Source organism: Pseudomonas sp. Pseusp15 (assembly GCF_059492165.1).
The window spans coordinates 4,866,464-4,890,206 of sequence record NZ_CP168523.1; the positions used below are offsets into that span (position 1 = coordinate 4,866,464).

Consider the following 23,743-nt stretch of genomic DNA (forward strand, 5'->3'; position numbering starts at 1 on the left):
ACAAGGAAATCAGATTTACCCTGCTTTTTTAGGGATTTTTCCTTCAAAAAACTGGATAAAGCACTACAGACATTCCTGTCAGAAGCACCACCAAACAAATGTGGGAGCGCAAAAAAAACGGCCCGCCTCCAAAAGGAAGCGGGCCGTTTTCATGTTCGGCGAAAGGTCAGAGCATCAGCTCATCCCCCTCACTGGTTCAGGCGAAAATCCTTTTCGGCTGCAGCGAAGCGCGAAAGCATGCCGCTGGTCGGTGCGCCCATTTTGCTGACGATGTAGATCGCCAGGCTGGCGAAGATGAAACCAGGGATGATTTCGTACAGGCCCAGCAGTTCGAAGTGTTTCCAGACGATCACAGTGGTCGCGCCGACCAGGATGCCGGCCAGTGCGCCGTTGCGGGTCATGTTTTTCCAGATCACGGAGATCAGGACAACCGGACCGAACGCAGCACCGAAACCTGCCCAGGCGTAGCTGACCAGGCCCAGTACACGGTTTTGCGGGTTAGCCGCCAGAGCGATAGCGATCAGCGCAACCAGCAGCACCATGGCACGGCCGACCCAGACCAGCTCAACCTGGGAAGCACTTTTACGCAGGAAGGTTTTGTAGAAGTCTTCGGTCAGGGCGCTCGAGCACACCAGCAGTTGGCAGCTCAGGGTACTCATCACCGCCGCCAGAATGGCCGACAGCAACACACCGGCAACCCATGGGTTGAACAGGATTTTTGCCAGTTCGATGAACACACGTTCGTGGTTTTCGCTCACCGGCAAGGCCAGGGCTGGGTTTGCCGAGAAGTAAGCGATGCCGAAGAAACCTACCGCGACGGTGCCGCCCAGGCACAGGATCATCCAGGTCATGGAGATGCGACGAGCGTTGGCGATCGACTTGACCGAATCCGCCGCCATGAAACGCGCCAGGATGTGCGGCTGGCCGAAGTAGCCAAGACCCCAGCCCATCAGCGAAATCACGCCGATGAAGGTGGTGTTTTTCAGCATGTCGAAGTTGCTTGGATCTTGCGCTTCAATGGCCAGGAACGTGGTGTCGATGCCGCCAGTGGCCAACAGCACGATGATCGGCGTCAGCAACAGGGCGAAGATCATCAACGTGGCTTGTACGGTGTCGGTCCAGCTCACTGCCAGGAAACCACCAACGAAGGTGTAGGCAATCGTCGCCGCAGCACCGGCCCACAGCGCGGTCTCGTAGGACATGCCGAAGGTGCTTTCGAACAGACGGGCACCGGCCACGATGCCGGAAGCGCAGTAGATGGTGAAGAACACCAGGATCACGACCGCGGAGATGATCCGCAGCAGGCCGCTTTTGTCTTCGAAACGGCTGGAGAAGTAGTCCGGCAGGGTCAGCGCATCGCCATTGTGCTCGGTCTGCACACGCAGACGGCCGGCGACGAACAGCCAGTTCAGGTAAGCACCGACAATCAGGCCGATGGCGATCCAGCTTTCGGAAAGACCGGACATGTAGATAGCGCCCGGCAGGCCCATCAACAACCAGCCGCTCATGTCGGAAGCACCGGCAGAGAGTGCGGTCACGACGCTGCCCAGGCTACGGCCGCCCAGAATGTAGTCAGAAAGGTTGTTGGTGGAGCGATAGGCCATGAAGCCGATCAGCACCATTGCTGCGATGTAGATCACGAACGTGATCAGGGTTGGATTGCTTACGCTCATTGAGTTACGCCCTGGCATTGTTTTTATGTAGCGGCGGCTGGTGAACCGCTCGCAAACGATGACGTTTGACAGACGATTCGGGGGCCCGCGCATTTATGACTGATGTTTCCCCAGGAAAGCCATCAGCCGGTGCACCGATCTTTTTGACCCGGTTGCACCTTGGCCGCGAATGCTATTCAACAATGCAAATAAGGTGCAACCAGTTTCGTTCGAATAAGTTGCACCTAATCGGATTTACCTGAAAACAGTCGGTTTTTGCTCCTTTTTAGGGCGTTTTCCGGATTGCGCTAGAAGTAAAAGCACCAAGCAGGAGCGGTCCGGGTGTACCAGAATTTATTTCCTGACGAGCTGCTTATTATTCCGGCAAAAAAAGGGTTGCACCCGGTTGCACCTCAACCAGCGCACAGCTAATCTTGCCGTCAGCTGATGCCACGCGGTCGTGGCAAACATGAGGATAAAAATATGGCTACCACCACCCTTGGGGTCAAACTTGACGACCCGACCCGCGAACGCCTCAAGGCCGCCGCGACCTCGATTGATCGCACACCGCACTGGCTGATCAAGCAGGCAATTTTCAATTACCTGGAAAAACTCGAGGGTGGTGCAACCCTGTCCGAGCTGAACGGTTTGAACGGCAAGGAAGTTGACGAGGTGGGCGAGGTCCACGTCGATCACGCGCACCAATGCTTCCTGGAATTCGCTGAAAGCATCCTGCCGCAATCGGTGCTGCGCGCCTCGATCACTGCCGCTTACCGTCGCCCGGAACCTGAAGTGGTGCCGATGCTGATCGAACAGGCTCGCCTGCCGGCACCGATGTGCGACGCCACCAACAAGCTCGCTGCCTCGATTGCCGAGAAACTGCGCAATCAGAAGAGCGCCGGCGGCCGTGCCGGGATTGTTCAGGGCCTGTTGCAGGAGTTTTCCCTGTCGTCCCAGGAAGGCGTAGCGCTGATGTGCCTCGCCGAAGCGCTGCTGCGCATCCCGGACAAAGGCACTCGCGATGCCTTGATCCGCGACAAGATCAGCACCGGCAACTGGCAGCCACACCTGGGCAACAGCCCGTCGCTGTTCGTCAACGCCGCCACTTGGGGCCTGTTGCTGACCGGCAAACTGGTCGCCACCCACAATGAAGCCGGACTGACCTCCTCCCTGAGCCGCATCATCGGCAAGAGCGGCGAGCCGATGATCCGCAAGGGCGTCGACATGGCCATGCGCCTGATGGGCGAGCAGTTCGTCACCGGCGAAACCATCGCCGAAGCCCTGGCCAACGCCAGCAAGTTCGAAGCCAAAGGCTTCCGCTATTCCTACGACATGCTGGGTGAAGCCGCCCTCACCGAACATGACGCCCAGAAGTACCTGGCCTCGTACGAACAAGCCATCCATGCGATCGGCAAAGCCTCCCACGGTCGTGGGATTTACGAAGGCCCAGGCATTTCGATCAAGCTGTCCGCCTTGCACCCGCGTTACAGCCGCGCCCAGTACGAGCGCGTGATGGACGAGCTGTACCCGCGCCTGCTGTCGCTGACCCTGCTGGCCAAGCAATACGATATCGGCCTGAACATCGACGCCGAAGAAGCCGACCGCCTCGAGTTGTCGCTGGATCTGCTGGAGCGCCTGTGCTTCGAGCCGCAACTGACCGGCTGGAACGGTATCGGTTTCGTGATCCAGGCTTACCAAAAGCGCTGCCCTTACGTGATCGACTACGTGATCGACCTGGCTCGCCGCAGCCGTCATCGCCTGATGATTCGCCTGGTGAAAGGCGCGTACTGGGACAGCGAAATCAAACGCGCCCAAGTCGAAGGCCTGGAAGGCTATCCGGTCTACACCCGCAAGGTGTACACCGACGTTTCCTACATCGCCTGCGCGCGCAAACTGTTGTCGGTGCCGGAAGTCATCTACCCGCAATTCGCCACGCACAACGCCCACACGCTGTCGGCTATTTACCACATCGCTGGCCAGAACTATTACCCCGGTCAGTACGAGTTCCAGTGCCTGCACGGCATGGGCGAACCACTGTACGAACAGGTTGTAGGCAAAGTGTCCGAAGGCAAGCTGAACCGTCCGTGCCGCGTGTACGCTCCGGTCGGCACCCACGAAACCCTGCTGGCGTATCTGGTGCGTCGTCTGCTGGAAAACGGCGCGAACACCTCGTTCGTTAACCGCATTGCCGACCAGTCGATTTCGATTCAGGAACTGGTGGCCGATCCGGTGGCCAGCATCGAGCAGATGGCGACGCTGGAAGGCGGTTTCGGCCTGCCGCACCCGCGCATCCCGCTGCCACGTGACCTGTACGGTGCCGAGCGCGCCAACTCCAGTGGCATCGACATGGCCAACGAACACCGTTTGGCATCCCTGTCGTGCGCCCTGCTGGCCACCGCGCACAACAACTGGAAAGCCGCGCCGATGCTCGGTTGCGCCTCCAGCACTGAAAGCCCTGCGCCAGTCCTGAACCCTTCCGATCTGCGTGACGTGGTGGGCCATGTGCAGGAAGCCACCGTCGAAGACGTCGACAACGCGATCCAATGCGCCTTGAATGCTGCGCCGATCTGGCAGGCCACGCCGCCGGCCGAACGCGCCGCGATCCTGGAACGTGCCGCCGATTTGATGGAAGGCGAGATCCAGCCGCTGATGGGCCTGTTGGCTCGCGAAGCCGGCAAGACGTTCGCCAACGCCATCGCCGAAGTGCGTGAAGCCGTGGACTTCCTGCGTTATTACGCGGTGCAGGCACGCAACGATTTCACCAACGACGCCCACCGCCCACTGGGCCCGGTGGTGTGCATCAGCCCGTGGAACTTCCCGCTGGCAATCTTCAGTGGCCAAGTGGCTGCTGCTTTGGCCGCCGGTAACCCGGTACTGGCCAAGCCTGCCGAGCAAACCCCGCTGGTCGCTGCTCAAGCCGTGCGCCTGCTGCTCGAAGCCGGGATTCCGGAAGGCGTGCTGCAACTGCTGCCGGGCCGTGGCGAAACCGTCGGCGCCCGTCTGGTCGGCGACGATCGGGTCAAAGGCGTGATGTTCACCGGCTCCACCGAAGTCGCGCGCCTGCTGCAACGCAACATCGCCGGTCGCCTGGATGCTCAGGGCCGTCCGATCCCGCTGATCGCCGAAACCGGCGGCCAGAACGCGATGATCGTCGACTCCTCGGCACTGACCGAACAAGTCGTTATCGACGTGGTGTCGTCAGCCTTCGACAGCGCCGGTCAACGCTGCTCGGCGCTGCGGGTGCTGTGCTTGCAGGAAGATTCCGCTGATCGTGTCATCGAAATGCTCAAGGGCGCCATGGCGGAATGCCGTCTCGGTAACCCGGAGCGCCTGTCCGTGGACATTGGCCCGGTGATCGACGCCGAAGCCAAGGCCGGCATCGAGAAACACATCCAGGCCATGCGCGACAAAGGTCGCAACGTGTACCAGGTGGCGATCGCCAACAGCGAAGAAGTCAAACGCGGCACCTTCGTGATGCCGACCCTGATCGAGCTGGAAAGCTTCGACGAGCTGCAACGGGAGATCTTTGGCCCGGTGCTGCACGTGGTGCGCTACAAGCGCAAAGACATCGACCAACTGATCGGCCAGATCAACGCATCCGGCTACGGTCTGACCCTCGGCGTGCACACTCGCATCGACGAAACCATCGCCAAGGTGATCGACAACGTCAACGCCGGTAACGTCTACGTCAACCGCAACATCGTTGGTGCCGTGGTCGGCGTGCAACCGTTCGGCGGCGAAGGCCTGTCGGGTACCGGTCCGAAGGCCGGTGGTCCGCTGTACCTGTACCGCCTGCTGTCGACGCGTCCTACCGATGCGATCGTACAATCCTTCGCTCGCGGCGACGCTATCGCAGCGCCGGACGTGCGTCTGCGTGATGCCATGAGCAAACCGCTGACCGCGCTGCAAGCCTGGGCCGACAGCAACAAGCTCACGGACCTGAGCGCCCTGTGCGTGCAGTTCGCGGCGCAATCGCAAAGCGGGATCACCCGCGTGCTGGCCGGCCCGACCGGCGAGCGCAACAGCTACGCCATCCTGCCGCGCGAACACGTGCTGTGCCTGGCGGACGTCGAAGGCGATCTGCTGACTCAACTGGCGGCGGTATTGGCCGTCGGCGGCTCGGCGGTGTGGCCGGACGCGGAACCGGGCAAGGCCTTGTTCGCACGTCTGCCGAAAGAAGTGCAGGCACGGATCAAGCGGGTGGCCGACTGGACCAAGGACGAAGTGGTGGTTGATGCCGTTCTGCATCATGGCCATTCCGATCAGCTGCGCGCGGTGTGCCAGCAAGTGGCCAAGCGGGCGGGGGCGATTGTCGGGGTTCATGGTTTGTCCCAGGGTGAAACCAACATTGCGCTGGAGCGCCTGGTGATCGAACGGGCGTTGAGCGTAAACACCGCCGCGGCGGGTGGTAATGCCAGCTTGATGACTATCGGTTAAACCGTAATAAAGCCGGGCGCCTGCAATGGGCGTCCGGTTTTTTGAAGCAAGATCTTTTGCTTCTCCATCACCAAGATCAATCATCCTGTTCAGCCTCTATTCCCACGCCTAGACTCGGCCCATCCCAAATAAAGGTAGGCCGCCATGTCCGAGACGTTGCTCAGTTCCCGCAATCTGGCTTTCGAGCTGTATGAAGTCCTTGATGCCGAGGGCCTGACCCAACGTGAGCGTTTCGCCGAGCACAATCGCGAGACCTTCGATGCCGCCATCGGCACTGCCCGCAATATCGCCGAGAAGTTCTTCGCCCCGCACAACCGCAAGGGCGATGAGAACGAGCCGCGCTATGAGGACGGTCAGGCGATTCTGATTCCGGAAGTGAAGCCGGCGGTGGATGCCTTCCTCGAAGCCGGTTTCCTCAACGCCGCGCGCAGTTTCGATGCCGGCGGCATGCAACTTCCTACGCTGCTGTCCCAGGCTTGCTTCGCGCACTTTCAATCGGCCAACGCGGCATCGACCTCCTACCCGTTCCTGACCATGGGCGCGGCCAACCTGATTGAAAGCTTCGGCACCGATGAGCAGAAGCAGCGTTTTTTGCAACCGATGATCGACGGTCGCTTCTTCGGCACCATGGCGCTGACCGAGCCCCACGCCGGCTCATCACTGTCGGATATTCGTACCCGCGCCGAGCCGGCGTCCGACGGCACCTATCGACTCAAGGGCAACAAGATCTTCATCTCCGGTGGCGATCACCCGCTGTCGGAAAACATCGTGCACATGGTGTTGGCCAAGTTGCCGGACGCTCCGGCCGGGGTGAAGGGGATTTCGCTGTTTATCGTGCCCAAGTTTTTGGTCAACGATGACGGCAGTCTCGGCAAGCGCAACGATGTGCTGCTGGCCGGGCTGTTCCACAAGATGGGCTGGCGCGGCACCACCTCCACTGCGCTGAACTTCGGCGATAACGGCGAGTGCGTCGGCTATCTGGTGGGCAAGCCGCACCATGGCTTGAGCTACATGTTCCAGATGATGAACGAAGCGCGGATCGGCGTCGGCATGGGCGCGGTGATGCTGGGTTACGCCGGGTATCTGTATTCCCTGGAATACGCCCGCGAGCGTCCGCAAGGTCGGGTGCCGGACAGCAAGGATCCGACCACCGCACCGGTTGCGATCATTCAGCACGCCGACGTCAAACGCATGCTGCTGACCCAGAAAGCCTACGTCGAAGGCGCATTCGACCTCGGTTTGTATGCGGCGCGGCTGTTCGACGACACCACGACGCTTGAAAGCGAAGCCGAGCGCAAACAGGCCCACGAGCTATTGGATCTGCTGACGCCGATCGTCAAATCCTGGCCGTCGGAGTTTTGCCTGAAGGCCAACGAACTGGCGATCCAGATTCTCGGCGGTCACGGCTACACCCGCGAGTATCCGGTGGAGCAGTATTACCGCGACAACCGCCTGAACCCGATCCATGAAGGCACCCACGGCATTCAGTCCCTGGACTTGCTGGGGCGCAAACTGGCGCAGAACGGTGGCGCGGGGCTCAAGCAACTGATCCGCCTGATCGCCGACACCGCTGAGCGGGCGCAGGCGCATGAGTCGCTGACTCCATTGCGTGAACCGCTGGAAAAACTGGTGGCTCGCCTGCAAACCGTGACCATCGGCCTGCTGACTGATCTGGCCCAGGGCAAGGTCAACAGCAGCCTGGCGAACTCGGCGCTGTACCTGAAAGTGTTCGGTCATACGGTGATCGGCTGGCGCTGGCTGGAACAGGCGATTCGTGCCGAGGAAGGGTTGGCCAAGGGTAATGCGGTGGATGTGAGCTTCTATAAAGGCAAGCTACAGGCGGCGCGGTATTTCCTGACGTGGGAAGTGCCGGGTTGCCACCATGAACTGGCGATTCTTGAGGCGCGGGATGATGTGTGTCTGAGCATGCAGGATGAGTGGTTCTGACCCGCTGACACCGATCGTTCCCACGCTCTGCGTCACGGCCGCGGAAGGGACGCGGAGCGTCCCGGGCTGCATTCCCACGCAGAGCGTGGGAATGATCAGTTAGCTCAACTTGAACCCACCCATCTGCCGCGCCAAATCATCGGCCAGACGCTGCAACGTCTGACAGTCTTCACGACAAGCCCTGACCTCCCCCGCCGTGGCCCGTGCCAAATCGGAAATCCCCTGCACGTTGCGGTTGATCTCTTCCGTCACCGCCGATTGCTCTTCAGTCGCTGTGGCCACCTGATGGTTCATGTCGCTGATGTGCTCGACCTGCCCGGTAATCGCCGTCAACGACGCCCCGGTGCGCTGGCTTGACTCAACCCCCGTGCCGGTCGCCGCTTGCCCGGCGTGCATTGAAGACACCGCATTTTCCGCGCCCTGCTTGAGGCTGCCGATCATCTGTTGAATTTCGTCGGTGGACGACTGAGTCCGCCGCGCCAGGGTCCGCACTTCATCGGCCACCACCGCAAAGCCGCGCCCCATGTCCCCGGCCCGCGCCGCTTCGATGGCCGCGTTGAGCGCCAGCAAATTGGTCTGCTCGGATATCCCGCGAATCACCGCCAGCACTTGATCGATGGACGCCACCTGCAGGGCCAACTCACCCACCGCTCCGGCGGCGACGCCAATTTCGTCAGACATACTTTCTATATGCCGAATCGACCCACCCACCACTTCCCGCGCCTGCAGCGCTTCATCCCGCGCGGTTTGCGAAGCGACCGCCGCGTTGCCAGCGTTCTGGGCGATTTCCTGCACGGTCAGGCCCATCTCATGAACGGCGGTGGCAACCATGTCGGTCATTTCCTGCTGACGTCCGGAACGCTCAGCGGTGTTGTCCACCACCCGCGCCACCTGACTGACTGCCGTGCGCAAATGTTCACTGGTGGTCAGCACTTCGCCGATCATCTCGCGCTGACTTTCCAGGAACCGATTGAAGCCGCGAGCCAGGTCACCCAGCTCATCGGCGCGGCTGGAATCTAACCGGTGGGTCAAATCTCCACCACCGCTACCGATGGCAACCAACGCCGCTGTTACCTGACGAATCGGTCGCACCAATCCACGAGCCAGCAACACCACCAATAAAAGACAAACCAACGCCACCGCCAGACCAATGCCGCCGCTCATCCACATCGCCCGGCGAGCTTCAGCGTAGATCTGCGACTGCGGCACTTCGGCCACCAGGGTCCAGCCCAGATCACGCAGCGGCAGGCTCAAGGCCAGAAACTCTTCGCCATCGCGGGCAAAACTGCTGCTGCCAGACGCGGTGGAGGTCATCACCGCTTGCGCCGCCGAGGCGCCGATCTGTTCGACCAGCGTACGTTTGCCGCTGAACTGCGCCTCGGGATGAACCTGGATCAAACCGTCGGAGCGCACGAGATAGACCTTGCCGCGCTCACCAAAGTTGAAGTTGTGGATCAGCTCCGACAGTTCTTTCATGCTCAGACCCAGCCCAGCCACGCCCACGACTTTGCCGGCCTGCTCGACTTTGAGGTCGATGAACAGCGCCAACTCACCGGTGGCGGTGTCATGGTCGATATTGAGGGTGCGCGGTTGATTACTGTCGAGGAACGAATAGAACCAGGCGTCATTGGGATTGGAGCGGCTGAGCGTACGGTCCAGGCCCTTTTCGGTGAAGTAATGGTTTGAAGCGGTGCCGATGATCAACGCGGTAAAGGCTTTGTGCTCGGTCCGGATGCCTTCCAGGTAACTGACGAAGGCCGCGGTCTGGGCAGTGTTTTCGCCTCCGGCCAACCAGTCGCGCACCATGCTGTTACTGGCGATGTCCTTGGCGGCGGTGAGGGGTTGGACGAGGATGCGTTCAATGTCGTTGCGCATCGCTTCGATGCTCGACGGCAACGCCTGCTCGACCAGATAGCGCTGGGCGAGGCGGTTGACCACGAGGGTATAAATGCCAACCACGATCAGAATACTGACCAGCAGGGCAGTGCCCATGCTCAGGATCAACTGCCATTGAATACTGCGTCGCCAGAACTGCATGGAGCACCCCCAAAGAATAAAGGGCTGAAACACTGCAACAGCCATGCCGATTGTATACAACCAAATCGACAATTTATTCTTTGGTTGTGCGCAAAGCCGCTCAGGCCTGGTTGATCGTCTTGGCGATCACTTCAACCGTGGCGCTGACTTGCTCTTGGTAACGGTCGAGTTCCTGCTGGTGACGCTTTTGCATTTCGATCTGCTGCGAGCACAGATTCATCGCCGCCAGCACCAGCAAGCGGTCACCGATCAGTGCCGGGTATTTCTTTTTGGTCTCGGCCAGAGCGGCCTTCAACATTAAGGCGGCGTCCAGCAGGGTCTGCTCTTCCCCGGCCGGCGCCTTGATTGAATAGTCTTCACCCAGAATCGAGACGACTTTTACCCCTGCGGCGCCGTAACTCATGCGCTGACAGGGCCGGCGCTGACGCGCTCAACCAAGGCCTGAATGCGTGCAACGGTGGCGCCTTGTTTCTCTTCCTGTTCCATCAGGCTCAGTTGCAAGCTTTCGTTTTCATCCTTGACCTGGGCCAGCTCCGCACTCAGGGATTGATTGGTGCCGAGCAGCGCCTGGTTCTGTTGCACCAGGTCGCTGACCAGTTGTTCCAATTGGCTTAGGGTTGCTTCTAACATTTTGATTTCCGGGCATTTTCAAAGGGCGCGTACGATAAAGAAAAGTCACTGTGGAAGCCAGGGGTATGCAGGCGCAAGGCCTTGATTTTCCTGGCGGTCGACCTTCCTCGCGAACTTTAAAGACTGTGATTGGCGGTTCTGGTTCCTGCACTTCGTCGTCGCGGCCCTTCTGCGACAAATACGCGCAGCGACTCAAGACTTTAGTCGTATGACCGATAAGTCATCCATACAACAGTCTCAGCCTCGCACGGAGGCGCTTTTTTCGGTGAACACCATGTCCCTAAGAAATATGAATATCGCACCGCGGGCGTTCCTCGGTTTCACCCTGATTGGCGCCATGATGCTGATCCTGGGTGTGTTCGCCCTGAACCAGATGAGCAAGATTCGCAGCGCCGCCGAAGAGATCACCTCGAACAGCGTACCGAGCATCAAAAGCCTCGACGAACTCACTCAGATAACCCTGCGCCTGCGTGTGCTGTCTTATCGCCTGTTGGTGAATCGTGAGCCGGACGTCCAGCAGAAAACCATCGAGCTGCTGGAAACCCGTAACCAGCAGATCCGAGCGGCGCAGACGAGCTACGAAAAGTTGATCGCCAGCCCGCAGGAACGTGCAGCCTATGATCAGTATGTGCAACTGCTGGGTCAGTACCGCCAGATCGAAGATCGGATGAAGAGCCTGTCGCGCAACAATCAGGTCGACGAACTGCGCACGCTGCTCAACACCGATTTACTGAACAACGTTGAAGCCACCAACGCAGCGCTCAACCGTTTGCTGGAGATCAACACTCAGCAGACCATCGACACCAACCAGCAAGCCGCCGACCAGTACTCCTCGGCGTTCAACCTGGTGGTGACCCTGCTGGTCATCGCCACTGGCCTGACCCTGCTGTTCGCTTGGCTGCTGACCAACAGCATCACCAAACCGATCGCCAACGCCCTGAGCGCCGCCGAAGAAATCGCCGAAGGCAACCTGACACGCCCGATCACGGTTGACGGTGCAGACGAAGCCGGTCGTCTATTGGCCGCCATGGAGAAGATGCAGGACAAGCTGCGCGACACCCTGCAACGGATTTCCGGTTCGGCCACGCAACTGGCATCCGCTGCGGAAGAACTGAACAGTGTCACCGACGAAAGCGCCCGCGGCCTGACCCAGCAGAACAACGAAATCGAACAGGCCGCCACCGCCGTCAACGAAATGACCAGCGCCGTGGAAGAAGTCGCGCGCAATGCCGTGAGCACTTCCGAAGCCTCGAAAAACGCCACCACCTCGGCGGGAGACGGTCGTGACCTGGTACAGGAGACCGTCAGCGCCATCGAACGCATGAGCGCCGATGTGCAGAGCACCGCCACCCTGATCGGCGATCTGGCCAACGAGTCGCGAGACATCGGCAAAGTGCTGGACGTGATTCGCGGCCTGGCCGACCAGACCAACCTGCTGGCGCTGAACGCAGCCATCGAAGCGGCCCGTGCCGGTGAAGCCGGTCGTGGTTTTGCGGTGGTTGCCGACGAAGTACGTGCCCTGGCCCACCGCACCCAGCAGTCGACCAGCGAAATCGAACGCATGATCGGCAGCATCCAGAGCGGCACCGAACACGCCGTGGACTCGATGCGCAACAGCACCGAGCGCGCCGAGTCGACCTTGAACATCGCGCGCGGTGCCGGCCTGTCGCTGGACACCATCAACAGCGCCATCGTCGAAATCAACGAGCGCAATCTGGTGATCGCCAGCGCGGCCGAAGAGCAGGCGCAAGTGGCCCGTGAAGTGGACCGCAATCTGGTGAACATTCGCGATCTGTCGGTGCAATCGGCCACCGGTGCCAACCAGACGAGTGCGGCCAGCAACGAACTGTCGCGCCTGGCGCTGGACCTGAACAACATGGTTGGGCGGTTTAGCCTGTAACGGCTGCCCCCCCCTGTGGCGAGGGAGCTTGCTCCCGCTCGGCTGCGAAGCAGTCGCAATTGACCCACGCGCTGAACCTGGCGCACCGCAGCGCCGGTTTGGGGGTCGCTACGCGGCCCAGCGGGGGCAAGCCCCCTCGCCACAGGGGATGATTGCCGTCAAAAGCTTTTTGACAGCATCACATTTCAACAGGTTAGAATCGCTGGCACGCGGACTGCATGGTCAGTTTGCGCCCGCCTTTACGCTTCCGGAGTACTGCCCTTGAATGCGACGACCATCAACAGCCTGTTCTTGATCGGCGCGTTGCTGGTAGGTGCGAGCATTCTGGTGAGCTCACTTTCATCGCGCCTCGGGATCCCGATTCTGGTGATCATCCTCGCGGTGGGCATGTCGGCCGGTGTCGACGGCGCCGGCATTATTTTCGATAACTACCCCACGGCTTATCTGGTCGGCAACCTCGCCCTGGCAGTGATCCTGCTCGACGGCGGCTTGCGCACCCGGGTGGCGAGTTTTCGCGTGGCGTTATGGCCGGCGCTGTCGCTGGCCACGGTCGGGGTGTTGATCACCACCGGGCTGACCGGGATGGCGGCGGCGTGGTTGTTCGACCTGAACCTGATTCAGGGCCTGCTGATCGGCGCCATCGTCGGTTCCACCGATGCCGCGGCCGTGTTCTCGCTGCTCGGTGGTAAAGGCTTGAACGAGCGGGTGACCGCGAGCCTGGAGATCGAATCCGGCAGCAACGACCCGATGGCAGTATTTCTCACCGTCACCCTGATCGACATGCTCGCCAGCGGCCAGACCGGCCTGCACTGGAGCCTGCTCGGGCACTTGCTGCGTGAGTTCGGTATTGGCGGCGTCATTGGCCTCGGCGGTGGCTGGCTGATGTTGCAACTGGTCAACCGCATCCACCTGGCCACCGGCCTTTATCCGATTCTGGTGATTGCCGGCGGCCTGGTGGTGTTCGCCCTGACCAACGCCCTGCACGGCAGCGGCTTTTTGGCGGTGTACCTGTGCGGCCTGGTGATCGGCAACCGCCCGGTACGCAGCCGTCACGGCATTTTGCATATGCTCGACGGCATGGCCTGGCTGGCCCAGATCGGCATGTTCCTGGTGCTGGGGCTGCTGGTCACGCCCCATGACCTGCTGCCGATCGCTTTGCCGGCGCTGGGCCTGGCGCTGTGGATGATTCTGTTTGCCCGTCCGCTGTCGGTGCTGGCTGGCCTGCTGCCTTTCAAGGCGTTCCATGGACGCGAGAAGGCATTCATTTCCTGGGTTGGCCTGCGCGGCGCCGTACCGATCATTCTGGCGGTGTTCCCGCTGATGGCGGGGCTGCCCAATGCTCAACTGTATTTCAATCTGGCGTTCTTTATCGTGCTGGTGTCGCTGTTGGTGCAGGGCACAAGCCTGCCGTGGGTCGCCAAGCTTTTAAAAGTGACCGTCCCGCCAGAGCCCCTGCCGATCTCCCGATCGGCGCTGGAAGTGCATGTCACCAGCGAGTGGGAACTGTTCGTGTATCGCCTCGGTGCCGAGAAATGGTGCATCGGTTCACCCCTTCGCGAACTGAAAATGCCCGAAGGCACACGTATCGCAGCCCTGTTTCGTGGTCAGCAACTGCTCCATCCGTCGGGTAGTACGGTGCTCGAAGTCGATGATTTGCTCTGCGTGATCGGCCATGAACACAACCTTCCGGCCCTCGGAAAACTCTTCAGCCAGGCACCGCAACGGGGGCTGGATTTGCGCTTCTTCGGCGACTTCGTACTCGAAGGAGACGCCCAGCTGGGCGCGGTTGCTGCCCTGTACGGATTGAAAGTCGAGGGCATCGATCCGAACATGTCCCTGGGCCACTTCATTGCCCAGAAAGTGGGCGGCGCTCCAGTCGTCGGTGACCAGGTGGAGTGGAACAACACCCTCTGGACCGTCGCGGTCATGGAAGGGAACAAGATTGGGAAAGTGGGCGTCAGATTCCCCGAAGGAAGTCGCCCCGGCCCCGGCCTGTTCCTCTAAACTCCACACTTCGTCTCGTTTTCGATCGGTCTCTATGTCAACTCTGCGTACCTTTTTCATCATGGCCCTGCTGGGCTTGAGTCTTTCCATCAACACGCTGCAAGCCGCCGAGCCGCCGTCCAGCGAAGCCGTGCAAGCGAGCCTGGACAAGATCGCCGACCGCAAACTGCCGGAGGCCGATCAAAAAGCCCTGCAAGCGGTCCTGCAGAGCACGCTCACCCAGCTCAACAACCGGCGTGATTACGACCAGAAACTGATCGATCTCAAGCAGCAGTTGACCAACGCTCCCAGGCAGAACATCGAGAACCAGCGCGAGCTGACCCGCCTCAAGGCCACCAAAGTGGTGCCGGTGGGGCAACGCTATACCAAAGAGACGATTCAGCAGCTTGAGCAACTGCTGACCGAACGCTCCACACAACAAAGCGACCTGCAGAAAGCCCTGGCCGAAGCGAACAGCCTGATCATTACCGCCCAGACCCGCCCCGAGCGCGCCCAGGCCGAGATCTCTGCCAGCCAGACGCGCATCCAGCAGATCAACAACATCCTCAAACTTGGCAAGGACAGCGGCAAGACCCTGACCGCCGAGCAACGCGATCAGCTCAACGCCGAGCTCGCGGCACTGAACGCCTTGATTCCGTTGCGTCGCCAGGAACTGGCCGGCAACAGCCTGTTGCAGGACCTGGGCAACAGCCAGCACGACTTGCTGTCAGAAAAATCCGATCGCCTGGATCAGGAGATCCAGGACCTGCAAACCCTGATCAACCAGAAACGCCTGGCCCAGTCGCAAGAGACCGTGACCCAACAGTCGATCGAAGCGCAGAAGGCCGGTGGCAGCAGCCTGCTGGCCACCGAAAGCGCGGCCAACCTGAAGCTCTCCGACTACCTGCTCAAAAGCACCGACCGCCTCAACGAAGTCACTCAACAGAACCTGCAGACCAAGCAGCAACTGGACAGCGTGACCCAGAGCGACTCGGCGCTGGACGAACAGATCAACGTGCTCAAGGGCAGCCTGCTGCTCTCCAAGATTCTCTACAAACAGAAACAGGCCCTGCCGCGCCTAAGGCTCGACCGCGACCTGGCCGACCAGATTGCCGACATTCGCCTGTATCAGTTCGAAGTCAGCCAGCAACGGGAACTGCTCAGCAACCCGATCACCTACGTCGATAACCTGCTGGCGACTCAACCACCCGAGCAAGTCACCCCGCAACTGCGCAAGAGCCTGCTGGACCTGGCCAACACCCGCGCGGACCTGTTGGAGCGCTTGAATCGCGAACTGAGCGCGGTGCTCAACGAATCCATCACGCTGCAACTCAATCAGAAACAACTGCTCAGCACCGCGCAAAGTCTGCGGGCTACGCTGGACGAGCAGATGTTCTGGATTCCCAGCAACAAACCGCTGGATCTTGAGTGGATGCACAGCGTGCCGGAACGCCTGCAACGCCAGGTCACTACCCTGCCGTGGGCTTCGAGCCTGAGCGAATTGACCGATGGCCTGACGCAACGACCGCTGCTGTTCCTGCCACTGGCCCTGCTGATCGGCGCGCTGCTGTGGCGCCGCAAAAATCTCTATTCCCGCCTGAACAAAGTTCACCAGGACATCGGCCATTTCAAACGCGACAGCCAGTGGCACACCCCGCAAGCGATTCTGATCAACATCCTGCTGGCGATGCCGGTTTCCCTGGGCCTGGCCTTGTGCGGCCTGGCCTTGCAGATCGACGCCCGCGGCCAGAACGCCAACATGGGCGCAGCGCTGTTGCAGATGGCCCAGGCCTGGCTGGTGTTCTACACCGCCTACCGCATCCTCGCGCCGGGTGGCGTGGCCGAACTGCATTTCCGTTGGGAAAAGCCCCAGGTCGAATTCCTTCAAGGCTGGATTCGCCGGCTCGGGCTGGTGGTGATGGCCCTGGTGACTGTAGTGGCGGTCGCCGAGCTGCAACCGGCGGCGCTGGCCGATGACGTGCTTGGCATGCCGGTGGTGCTGACCTGCTACGCCTTGATGACCTGGCTGCTCAGCCGCTTGCTGGTCAGCAGCCCAAACCATGAAAACGCCTCGCTGTTCCGCAAGGCCGTGGGAATCATGTTCACCGTCCTGCCGATCGCGTTGTTCGTCGCCGTGTGCTTCGGCTACTACTACACCGCGCTGAAACTCAGCGACCGGTTGATCAACACCCTGTACCTGCTGATGTTCTGGCTGGTGATCGAAGCCACCTTCGTGCGCGGCCTCAGCGTTGCGGCACGGCGCCTGGCCTATCAGCGCGCCCTGGCCAAACGCCAGGCTGCGAAAGAGGCTGGCGACGGCGAAGCCGTGATCGAAGAGCCGACCCTGGACATCGAGAAGGTCAACGAGCAGTCGCTGCGACTGATCCGCCTGGCCCTGCTCGGCGGTTTCATCGCGGCGCTGTACTGGGTCTGGTCGGACCTGATCTCGGTGTTCTCGTACCTGGACAACATCACCCTCTACGAATACACCAGCGGCACCGGCGCCAACATGAGCATGGTGCCGATCAGCATCGGCGACATGCTTGGCGCGCTGATCATCATCGGCATCACCTTCGCGCTGGCGCGCAACTTGCCGGGTCTGCTGGAAGTGTTTGTGCTGTCCAAGCTCAACCTGGCCCAGGGCAGTTCCTACGCCACGACCACGTTGCTGTCCTATGTGATCGCCGGTGTCGGTTTCGTCTCGACCCTGTCCACGCTCGGCGTGAGCTGGGACAAGTTGCAATGGCTGGTGGCAGCGCTGTCGGTAGGTCTCGGTTTCGGGATGCAGGAAATCTTCGCCAACTTCATCTCCGGCATCATGATCCTGTTCGAACGCCCGGTGCGGATCGGCGACACCATCACCATCGGCAACCTATCGGGCACGGTGAGCAAGATCCGCATCCGTGCCACGACCATCACCGACTTCGATCGCAAGGACATCATCGTCCCGAACAAGACGTTCATCACCGGGCAACTGATCAACTGGTCGCTGACCGACACCATCACCCGGGTGACCCTCAAGCTCGGCGTCGACTACGGCTCGGATCTGGACCTGGTGAAAGAACTGTTGCTCAAGGCAGCCCGCAATAACCCGCGCGTGCTGAAGGACCCGGAACCCCAGGTGTACTTCCTGAATTTCGGCGAAAGCACCCTCGACCACGAGTTGCGCATGCATGTGCGTGACCTCGGCGACCGTAACCCGGTGCTCGATGAGGTCAACCGCTTCATCAATCGCGAGTTCAAGAAGCAGCACATCAACATCTCGTTCCGGCAGATGGAGGTCTATCTCAAGAACCTTCAGGGCCAGGAATACAAAATGGTCCCGGTTGAGCCGGAAACCAAAACCGTTGTTCCGGCACCCACCAGCAAACCGCGGCAAGAGCCACCGCCTGTCGAACTCGACTAAGCGCGCTATCCCTAGCAGAATGCTCGGACATTCTGCTGGAGATGGCCGTTGAAAGCCCTCGACGAACTGACCTTCGACAATCGCTTCGCCCGCCTGGGCGATGCGTTCTCAACCCACGTACTGCCTGAGCCCATTGCGGCTCCGCGACTGGTGGTCGCCAGCCCCGCCGCCATGGCGCTGCTGGACCTGGACCCGGCCGAGGCCGAAACGCCAGTGTTCGCTGAGCTGTTTGGCGGCCACAAGCTGTGGGCCGAAGCCGAGCCGCGGGCGATGGTCTATTCCGGGCATCAATTCGGCTCCTATAACCCGCAGTTGGGTGACGGTCGCGGCCTGTTGCTGGGCGAGGTCTATAACGAAGCCGGCGAGCATTGGGACCTGCACCTCAAGGGTGCCGGTCAGACGCCTTACTCACGCATGGGCGATGGACGGGCGGTGCTGCGCTCCTCGATCCGCGAATTCCTTGCCTCCGAAGCCCTGCATGCCCTGAACATTCCCACCACGCGCGCACTCTGCGTGATCGGCTCCGACACGCCGGTCTGGCGCGAGAAACAGGAGCGCGCGGCCATGGTCCTGCGCCTGTCGCCGAGCCATGTGCGTTTCGGGCACTTCGAATTTTTCTACTACACCAAGCGCCCCGAGCAGCAGAAAGAACTCGGTGAGCACGTGCTGGCCATGCACTTCCCGCACTGCCTGGAGCAGCCGGAGCCGTACCTGGCGATGTTCCGCGAAATTGTCGAGCGTAATGCCGAACTGATCGCCAAATGGCAGGCCTATGGGTTCTGCCACGGCGTGATGAACACCGACAACATGTCGATCCTCGGCATCACCTTCGACTTCGGCCCGTTCGCCTTCCTCGACGACTTCGACGCCCACTTCATCTGCAACCACTCCGATGACCAGGGCCGCTACTCCTTCAGCAACCAGGTACCGATTGGCCAGTGGAACCTCAGCGCCCTCGCCCAGGCCCTGACACCGTTCATCAGCGTCGAAGCCCTGCGCGAGACTCTCGGCCTGTACCTGCCACTGTTCCAGGCCCACTACCTGGACCTGATGCGCTGCCGCCTCGGCCTTACTACCGCCGAAGACGACGACCAGAAACTGCTGGAGCAGCTGCTGCAACTGATGCAGAACAGCGGCGTCGATTACAGCCTGTTCTTCCGCCGCCTGGGCGATGAGGCACCGGAGCTGGCTGTCGCCCGGTTGCGCGATGACTTTGTCGACATCAAGGGTTTCGATGCGTGGGGCGAGCTCTACGCCGCCCGGGTTGCCCGTGAAGGCGTGATTGATCAGGAGCAGCGCCGCAAACGAATGCATGCGGTCAATCCGCTGTACATCCTGCGCAATTATCTGGCGCAAAAAGCCATCGATGCGGCGGAAAGCGGCGACTATTCAGAAGTTCGTCGTTTGCACGCGGTATTGAGCAATCCGTTCGAGGAGCAGCCTGGAATGGAGAGCTACGCCGAGCGGCCACCGGAATGGGGCAAGCATCTGGAGATCAGCTGTTCGTCGTGAGGCTTGTCAGATAAAGGTCTCTACGGACACACCAAAGCGCTCGGCCAACCAGCGAACCTGCCGCAGGTTGAGCTGGCGCTTGCCGCTTAAGATCTCCGAGACTACCGATTGCGTGCCCACACCGGGCAGCTCGCTCTGGCTCAGGCCGTGTTCGCGCATCATATAGCCAAGAACCTCTGCACCAGAGGCTTCGCGCATGGGGTGATGGTTGCGATCCCACTCCGCAATCCAGTCACCGATGATGTCCACCAAGCTCATCAACGGATGCGACTCATCATCGCCGGTCATCTCAAGCAATTCATCGAGTGCCCGCGCCAACATGTCATAGTCGTCTTCGTTTTTCGGTTTTCGAAGCAATGGCGAGACGAACTCCCAATGCTCGGCAGCTTTTTTGATTAGAACACTCATACCCTTCCCTCCTTCCATTTACCGCGGTCATATTCGCTATGATCCAGCACATGCTTGATATAAAGCTTTTGAGACCGATACCTGACAAAAGCGATAAGCCGCAATTTGTTGCCACCGATGTCGAACACATGAAACTCGCCGACTTTGTCGGTTGCGGGAAAAATAGACTTCATCGCCGCGAAGTCTCCCGGGCTACTCCCTTTGGCGAGTCGATACCACTGCTCCAATGCATTGGCTGCCCGCGGCCACTTTTCCTTGGCCTCACGAATTGGTTTTTCAGTAAACACATGCATGCAACATCCTTATCGCATTCTGCTATGGGGAGTTAAACACAGATCAAAAATATCGCAAGTTGCGATAGCTCTCGGCAGACCAACGGTCTCGCTCAGTACGATTCAGCCTAGTTTCATCGCCAGACGCTGCACGATTGAAAATATGAGCAAACGTCTCCACATAGGAGTGATCGGCTTCTTAACAGGACCTCCTTCATGACCGACCCACTCCTCATCCCCTGCCCCCACTGCAACGGCCTGAACCGCATCCCCGCCGAACGCGTCAACGATCATCCAAAGTGCGGCCGCTGCAAGGCCGAGGTCCTGCTGAGCAAGCCGTTCGAACTGAAGCAAGGCGATTACGCCAGTCAGATCAAGGGTGACCTGCCGTTGCTGGTGGATGTGTGGGCTGATTGGTGCGGGCCGTGCAAATCGTTTGCGCCGGTGTTCGAGCAAGCGGCGGGGCAATTGGCGGGCAAGTGTCGGTTGGCCAAGCTGGACAGCGAGGCGAATCAACAGTTGTCGGCGCAGCTGGGGATTCGCTCGATCCCGAGCCTGATTCTGTTCAAGAACGGCCGGGAAGTGGCTCGCCAAAGCGGGGCCTTCCCGTTACCGCAGTTGATGAGCTGGTTGCACAGTCAGGGGATCTGATTGCCTTTCAGGCATTTTCCAGCAGGTTGTGCAGTTCGACGAATTGCTGGGTCAGCTTGTGCCGCGGGTCGAGGTGGATCAGCGGCGTGTTGGCCTGATGGGATTCGCGCATGCGCACCGAACTTGCCAGGTACACCGGCAGTACCGGCAGCCCTTCGGCGATCAGTTCGTCGAGAATTTGCTGCGGCAGACTGGCGCGGGCCTGGAACTGGTTGACGACAATGCCTTCGACTTCCAGCCCTTCATTGTGGTCGTCCTTCAACTCTTCGATTTCCGCCAACAGACCATACAACGCCTGGCGCGAGAAGCTGTCGCAGTCAAAGGGAATCAGCACGCGATCAGCGGCGATCAAGGCGGAGACGGCATAGAAATTCAGCGCTGGCGGGGTGTCGAGGTAGATCCGGTCGTAATCACCGTCCAGCTCCTCGAGCAATTTACGCAGCTTGTTGATCTTGTGTTTGGCCTCAAGCTTGGGCTGCAAGTCTGCCAGCTCGGCGGTGGCAGTGATGACGTGAAGGTTGTCGAACGGAGTTTCGTAGATGTCGACCTGACCTTTCTTCGAGAACGGCCCGGAGGACAGGGTCTGCTTGAAGAAGTCGGCGATACCCATTGGGATATCCTCACCGGTGAGCCCCGTCAGGTATTGAGTGGAGTTGGCCTGGGCATCGAGATCCACCAATAACGTGCGATAGCCTTCGCTGGCGCTGACCGCCGCCAGATTGCAGGCAATGCTTGATTTGCCCACGCCACCTTTCTGATTGAACACCACGCGCCGCATGTCTAAACCTCCGTGTATCAAAGAATGACCGAGTGTAGTAGTCCACATCGCTGCTTAGCTACCTCGCCAGCATCTAGACTACACAGTCATAGGCAAATCTCTGGCCGGAACAGCTGCCAACTCGTCCATTGATAGCCGACAGTGCCGACAGACATGTCCGCCGCATTGTGGATAATGGCCAAACGACAGCTTTTCGCGAACCAGACGGTACATTTCGTTGCGCAAAATGTAACCAGCATTTGCTACACGCCCGCAGCACCGGGATAATGCGCGCCACTCGGCGTTAAGCGCCACGTCAGGTCAGCCGCGGTTCTTGCGACTCACCGCGTTAAAGGAAGCCCGCAGGGGCGGGATGAATGTCTGTGATCAACTTCAACATCGCCCAATGGCGCGCTTGGGCCCCTGGGCTTGAAAGCGTGGATGATTGGCAGGCCTGGAGCCGACAACCGGTCGTGCTCGAGCCCAGCGATGCCGCCCCGGATGTGTCGTTTCTGCCGGCCATGCAGCGTCGGCGACTCAGCCGTCTGGCGCGGATGGCGTTCAGTATCGGCTGGCCCTTGGCCGAAGGTCATCCGGATTTACCGTTGGTCTTTATTTCTCGCCACGGCGAAACCCCGCGCACCTTCGAAATTCTCAGCGATCTGGCGACCGACCAACCGTTGTCGCCCACCCAGTTCAGCCTGTCGGTGCACAACGCGGTCATCGGCCTGTGGTCGATCATGCGTGGCGAAACCAGCGAAATGACCGCCCTCGCCGCCGCCGGCGATGGTCTTGAACACGGCATGCTAGAGGCCGCGGCGCTGCTTGAGGAAGGCGCGCCCGCGGTACTGCTGATCGTCACCGAAGAGCAACCTCCCGCCGCCTACTCGGCCTGGATAGATGATGTGCCTTTCCCTTATGCGGTCGGCCTGTTGATCACCCCCGGTAATCAGTGGCAACTGTCGCTGAACAGCGACCCGCACACGTTGTCCAAAGCCCGCTGGCCCCATGCTCTGAATCTGTTGCGTACGCTGCTCGGCCAGCAAACAACCTGCCAACATGCCTGGAAAAATCGTGTATGGACCTGGCAACGCAACCCGTAACCGATAAAAACCGCGACGCCTACTACTGGCGCCTGCTGGCCACCGCCGCAAGCTTTACCCTGTTCGGGTTGAGCAGCCTGTGCCTGCGACTGGTGGTGTTCCCGCTGTTGAACTGCCTGCCAGGAGACGCTCAGGTCCATCGTCAACGCGCGCGACATACGGTCAGCCGGTGTTTCTGGTTTTTCATTCGGTTCATGGCGCGCAGTGGCGTGCTGACCTATGACATTCAGGGGGCAGAAAAGCTCGGGCGCCCAGGCCAAATGATCGTGGCCAACCACCCCTCGCTGATCGATGTGGTGTTTTTGATCGGACTGGTGCGCCACGCCAACTGCGTGGTCAAGAAAAGCCTCTGGGAAAACCCGTTCACTCGCGGTCCGCTACGCTGTACCGAATACATCAGCAACGATGGCAGCATGGACATGCTCGACGCCGCTGCCGACGCGCTGAAAAGCGGTCAGACCCTGATCATCTTTCCCGAGGGCACCCGGACCCGACCCGGCCAACCGCCGGCCTTTCATCGGGGGGGCGCGGCAATCGCCCTGCGCGGTGCGAGAATCCTCACCCCAGTGATTATCAAGGTCAACCCGACCACATTGACCAAGGCCGAACCCTGGTATCGGATTCCCAAACGCCGCGTGCACTTCAGTTTTCGCGTCGGGGCCGATATAGACCCACAGGCCTTCGCTACGCAAGGCCCTGCACCCCAGGCCTCGCGCAAGCTCAACGACTATTTGCACTCTTACTTTATCAAGGAGCTCGCCGAAGATGAGCGATCAGAACACCGTTAGCCTGATGCAGGAAATCAAAGAGCTGATCATCGAAGCCCTGGGCCTCGAAGACATCAGCGTCGACGACATCGGCGACAACCAGACGCTGTTCGGCGAAGGCCTGGGCCTGGACTCGGTAGACGCGCTGGAACTCGGCCTGGCGATCCAGAAAAAGTACGGTATCAAAATCGATGCCGACGCCAAGGACACCCGTAATCACTTCAGCAACGTGGCGAGCCTTGCGGCGTTCGTCACTGCAAAACAGGCAGCTTGAGACCGGA

17 protein-coding genes and 2 pseudogenes are annotated in these 23,743 nt (G+C 60.2%); 11 read left to right on the forward strand and 8 right to left on the reverse strand.

What is annotated here, in order from left to right:
* Window positions 1–188 precede the first annotated feature (188 nt).
* A complete protein-coding gene (putP, locus tag ACEN8R_RS21935; protein ID WP_018928573.1) occupies window positions 189–1,673 on the reverse strand; it encodes a sodium/proline symporter PutP in 1,485 nt (494 codons plus the stop codon).
* Between the two features lie 462 nt (window positions 1,674–2,135).
* On the opposite strand from putP, the gene putA reads away from it, so the two are divergent.
* Both putA and ACEN8R_RS21945 read left to right on the forward strand, forming a co-directional pair.
* Window positions 2,136–6,089: a trifunctional transcriptional regulator/proline dehydrogenase/L-glutamate gamma-semialdehyde dehydrogenase gene (putA, locus tag ACEN8R_RS21940; protein ID WP_018928574.1), complete on the forward strand. Its 3,954-nt coding sequence runs from the start codon at window positions 2,136–2,138 to the stop codon at window positions 6,087–6,089.
* A gap of 144 nt (window positions 6,090–6,233) precedes the next feature.
* Window positions 6,234–8,036, forward strand: coding sequence for an acyl-CoA dehydrogenase (locus ACEN8R_RS21945; protein ID WP_018928575.1), 1,803 nt, complete (start codon window positions 6,234–6,236; stop codon window positions 8,034–8,036).
* A 99-nt stretch (window positions 8,037–8,135) separates the two neighbouring features.
* Here the strand turns inward: ACEN8R_RS21945 and ACEN8R_RS21950 are convergent, their stop codons facing one another.
* The 4 genes and pseudogenes from ACEN8R_RS21950 to ACEN8R_RS21965 all read right to left on the reverse strand — a co-directional run bounded on the left by ACEN8R_RS21950 (window position 8,136) and on the right by ACEN8R_RS21965 (window position 10,703).
* Window positions 8,136–8,981, reverse strand: a complete 846-nt coding sequence (locus ACEN8R_RS21950; RefSeq protein WP_412548365.1) for a methyl-accepting chemotaxis protein — start codon at window positions 8,979–8,981, stop codon at window positions 8,136–8,138.
* 18 nt (window positions 8,982–8,999) lie between these two features.
* Window positions 9,000–10,118 (reverse strand): annotated as a pseudogene (locus ACEN8R_RS21955) (HAMP domain-containing protein); the annotation flags it as partial.
* Between the two features lie 55 nt (window positions 10,119–10,173).
* Window positions 10,174–10,476, reverse strand: coding sequence for a cell division protein ZapA (locus ACEN8R_RS21960; protein WP_007936757.1), 303 nt, complete (start codon window positions 10,474–10,476; stop codon window positions 10,174–10,176).
* Entirely contained in the window at window positions 10,473–10,703 is a 231-nt protein-coding gene (locus ACEN8R_RS21965) for a hypothetical protein (protein WP_018928577.1), read from the reverse strand. The genes ACEN8R_RS21960 and ACEN8R_RS21965 overlap by 4 nt, the downstream gene beginning before the upstream one ends.
* Before the next feature lie 289 nt (window positions 10,704–10,992).
* On the opposite strand from ACEN8R_RS21965, the pseudogene ACEN8R_RS21970 reads away from it, so the two are divergent.
* The 5 genes and pseudogenes from ACEN8R_RS21970 to selO all read left to right on the forward strand — a co-directional run.
* Window positions 10,993–11,748: pseudogene (locus tag ACEN8R_RS21970) on the forward strand (MCP four helix bundle domain-containing protein); the annotation flags it as partial.
* Window positions 11,740–12,603 carry a methyl-accepting chemotaxis protein gene (locus ACEN8R_RS21975; RefSeq protein WP_370741086.1) on the forward strand — a complete coding sequence of 288 codons (864 nt, stop codon included), beginning with the start codon at window positions 11,740–11,742 and terminating at the stop codon, window positions 12,601–12,603. The pseudogene ACEN8R_RS21970 and the gene ACEN8R_RS21975, both read left to right, overlap by 9 nt.
* A 261-nt stretch (window positions 12,604–12,864) precedes the next feature.
* A complete protein-coding gene (locus ACEN8R_RS21980) occupies window positions 12,865–14,607 on the forward strand; it encodes a potassium/proton antiporter (protein ID WP_018928579.1) in 1,743 nt (580 codons plus the stop codon).
* Window positions 14,608–14,641: 34 nt separating this feature from the next.
* Window positions 14,642–17,992 carry a mechanosensitive channel MscK gene (gene mscK / locus ACEN8R_RS21985; RefSeq protein WP_018928580.1) on the forward strand — a complete coding sequence of 1,117 codons (3,351 nt, stop codon included), beginning with the start codon at window positions 14,642–14,644 and terminating at the stop codon, window positions 17,990–17,992.
* Between the two features lie 48 nt (window positions 17,993–18,040).
* Window positions 18,041–19,504: a protein adenylyltransferase SelO gene (selO, locus tag ACEN8R_RS21990; RefSeq protein ID WP_018928581.1), complete on the forward strand. Its 1,464-nt coding sequence runs from the start codon at window positions 18,041–18,043 to the stop codon at window positions 19,502–19,504.
* 6 nt (window positions 19,505–19,510) lie between these two features.
* On the opposite strand, the gene ACEN8R_RS21995 is transcribed toward selO, so the two are convergent.
* Window positions 19,511–19,912: a helix-turn-helix domain-containing protein gene (locus tag ACEN8R_RS21995; protein ID WP_018928582.1), complete on the reverse strand. Its 402-nt coding sequence runs from the start codon at window positions 19,910–19,912 to the stop codon at window positions 19,511–19,513.
* Window positions 19,909–20,205 carry a type II toxin-antitoxin system HigB family toxin gene (locus tag ACEN8R_RS22000; RefSeq protein WP_018928583.1) on the reverse strand — a complete coding sequence of 99 codons (297 nt, stop codon included), beginning with the start codon at window positions 20,203–20,205 and terminating at the stop codon, window positions 19,909–19,911. The genes ACEN8R_RS21995 and ACEN8R_RS22000 overlap by 4 nt, the downstream gene beginning before the upstream one ends.
* 195 nt (window positions 20,206–20,400) lie before the next feature.
* Here ACEN8R_RS22000 and trxC point away from each other — a divergent pair, with 195 nt between their 5' ends.
* On the forward strand, window positions 20,401–20,835 hold the full coding sequence (trxC, locus tag ACEN8R_RS22005; protein WP_018928584.1) for a thioredoxin TrxC: 435 nt from the start codon (window positions 20,401–20,403) through the stop codon (window positions 20,833–20,835).
* A gap of 7 nt (window positions 20,836–20,842) precedes the next feature.
* Here trxC and ACEN8R_RS22010 read toward each other — a convergent pair whose 3' ends face one another.
* Window positions 20,843–21,613 (reverse strand): ParA family protein, encoded by a 771-nt coding sequence (locus ACEN8R_RS22010; RefSeq protein WP_018928585.1) that lies wholly within the window; start codon window positions 21,611–21,613, stop codon window positions 20,843–20,845.
* 356 nt (window positions 21,614–21,969) lie between these two features.
* Between ACEN8R_RS22010 and ACEN8R_RS22015 the strand changes: the two genes are divergently transcribed.
* The 3 genes from ACEN8R_RS22015 to ACEN8R_RS22025 are packed head-to-tail and all read left to right on the forward strand — an operon-like array spanning window position 21,970 to window position 23,736.
* Window positions 21,970–22,695, forward strand: a complete 726-nt coding sequence (locus tag ACEN8R_RS22015; RefSeq protein ID WP_018928586.1) for a beta-ketoacyl synthase chain length factor — start codon at window positions 21,970–21,972, stop codon at window positions 22,693–22,695.
* Window positions 22,671–23,483, forward strand: coding sequence for a lysophospholipid acyltransferase family protein (locus ACEN8R_RS22020; RefSeq protein ID WP_018928587.1), 813 nt, complete (start codon window positions 22,671–22,673; stop codon window positions 23,481–23,483). The genes ACEN8R_RS22015 and ACEN8R_RS22020 overlap by 25 nt, the downstream gene beginning before the upstream one ends.
* The gene (locus ACEN8R_RS22025; protein ID WP_018928588.1) at window positions 23,461–23,736 is read left to right on the forward strand and encodes a phosphopantetheine-binding protein; all 276 of its coding nucleotides are present in this window, start codon (window positions 23,461–23,463) and stop codon (window positions 23,734–23,736) included. The genes ACEN8R_RS22020 and ACEN8R_RS22025 overlap by 23 nt, the downstream gene beginning before the upstream one ends.
* Window positions 23,737–23,743: the final 7 nt, after the last annotated feature.

Excerpts from the sequence above, each read along its gene's own strand:
- putP (WP_018928573.1), bottom strand. The coding sequence starts at position 1,673 with ATGAGCGTAAGCAATCCAACCCTGATCACGTTCGTGATCTACATCGCA.
- putA (WP_018928574.1), top strand. The coding sequence starts at position 2,136 with ATGGCTACCACCACCCTTGGGGTCAAACTTGACGACCCGACCCGCGAA.
- ACEN8R_RS21945 (WP_018928575.1), top strand. The coding sequence starts at position 6,234 with ATGTCCGAGACGTTGCTCAGTTCCCGCAATCTGGCTTTCGAGCTGTAT.
- ACEN8R_RS21950 (WP_412548365.1), bottom strand. The coding sequence starts at position 8,981 with ATGATCGGCGAAGTGCTGACCACCAGTGAACATTTGCGCACGGCAGTC.
- ACEN8R_RS21960 (WP_007936757.1), bottom strand. The coding sequence starts at position 10,476 with ATGAGTTACGGCGCCGCAGGGGTAAAAGTCGTCTCGATTCTGGGTGAA.
- ACEN8R_RS21965 (WP_018928577.1), bottom strand. The coding sequence starts at position 10,703 with ATGTTAGAAGCAACCCTAAGCCAATTGGAACAACTGGTCAGCGACCTG.
- ACEN8R_RS21975 (WP_370741086.1), top strand. The coding sequence starts at position 11,740 with ATGCAGGACAAGCTGCGCGACACCCTGCAACGGATTTCCGGTTCGGCC.
- mscK (WP_018928580.1), top strand. The coding sequence starts at position 14,642 with ATGTCAACTCTGCGTACCTTTTTCATCATGGCCCTGCTGGGCTTGAGT.
- ACEN8R_RS21995 (WP_018928582.1), bottom strand. The coding sequence starts at position 19,912 with ATGAGTGTTCTAATCAAAAAAGCTGCCGAGCATTGGGAGTTCGTCTCG.
- ACEN8R_RS22000 (WP_018928583.1), bottom strand. The coding sequence starts at position 20,205 with ATGCATGTGTTTACTGAAAAACCAATTCGTGAGGCCAAGGAAAAGTGG.
- trxC (WP_018928584.1), top strand. The coding sequence starts at position 20,401 with ATGACCGACCCACTCCTCATCCCCTGCCCCCACTGCAACGGCCTGAAC.
- ACEN8R_RS22010 (WP_018928585.1), bottom strand. The coding sequence starts at position 21,613 with ATGCGGCGCGTGGTGTTCAATCAGAAAGGTGGCGTGGGCAAATCAAGC.
- ACEN8R_RS22015 (WP_018928586.1), top strand. The coding sequence starts at position 21,970 with ATGTCTGTGATCAACTTCAACATCGCCCAATGGCGCGCTTGGGCCCCT.
- ACEN8R_RS22020 (WP_018928587.1), top strand. The coding sequence starts at position 22,671 with ATGGACCTGGCAACGCAACCCGTAACCGATAAAAACCGCGACGCCTAC.
- ACEN8R_RS22025 (WP_018928588.1), top strand. The coding sequence starts at position 23,461 with ATGAGCGATCAGAACACCGTTAGCCTGATGCAGGAAATCAAAGAGCTG.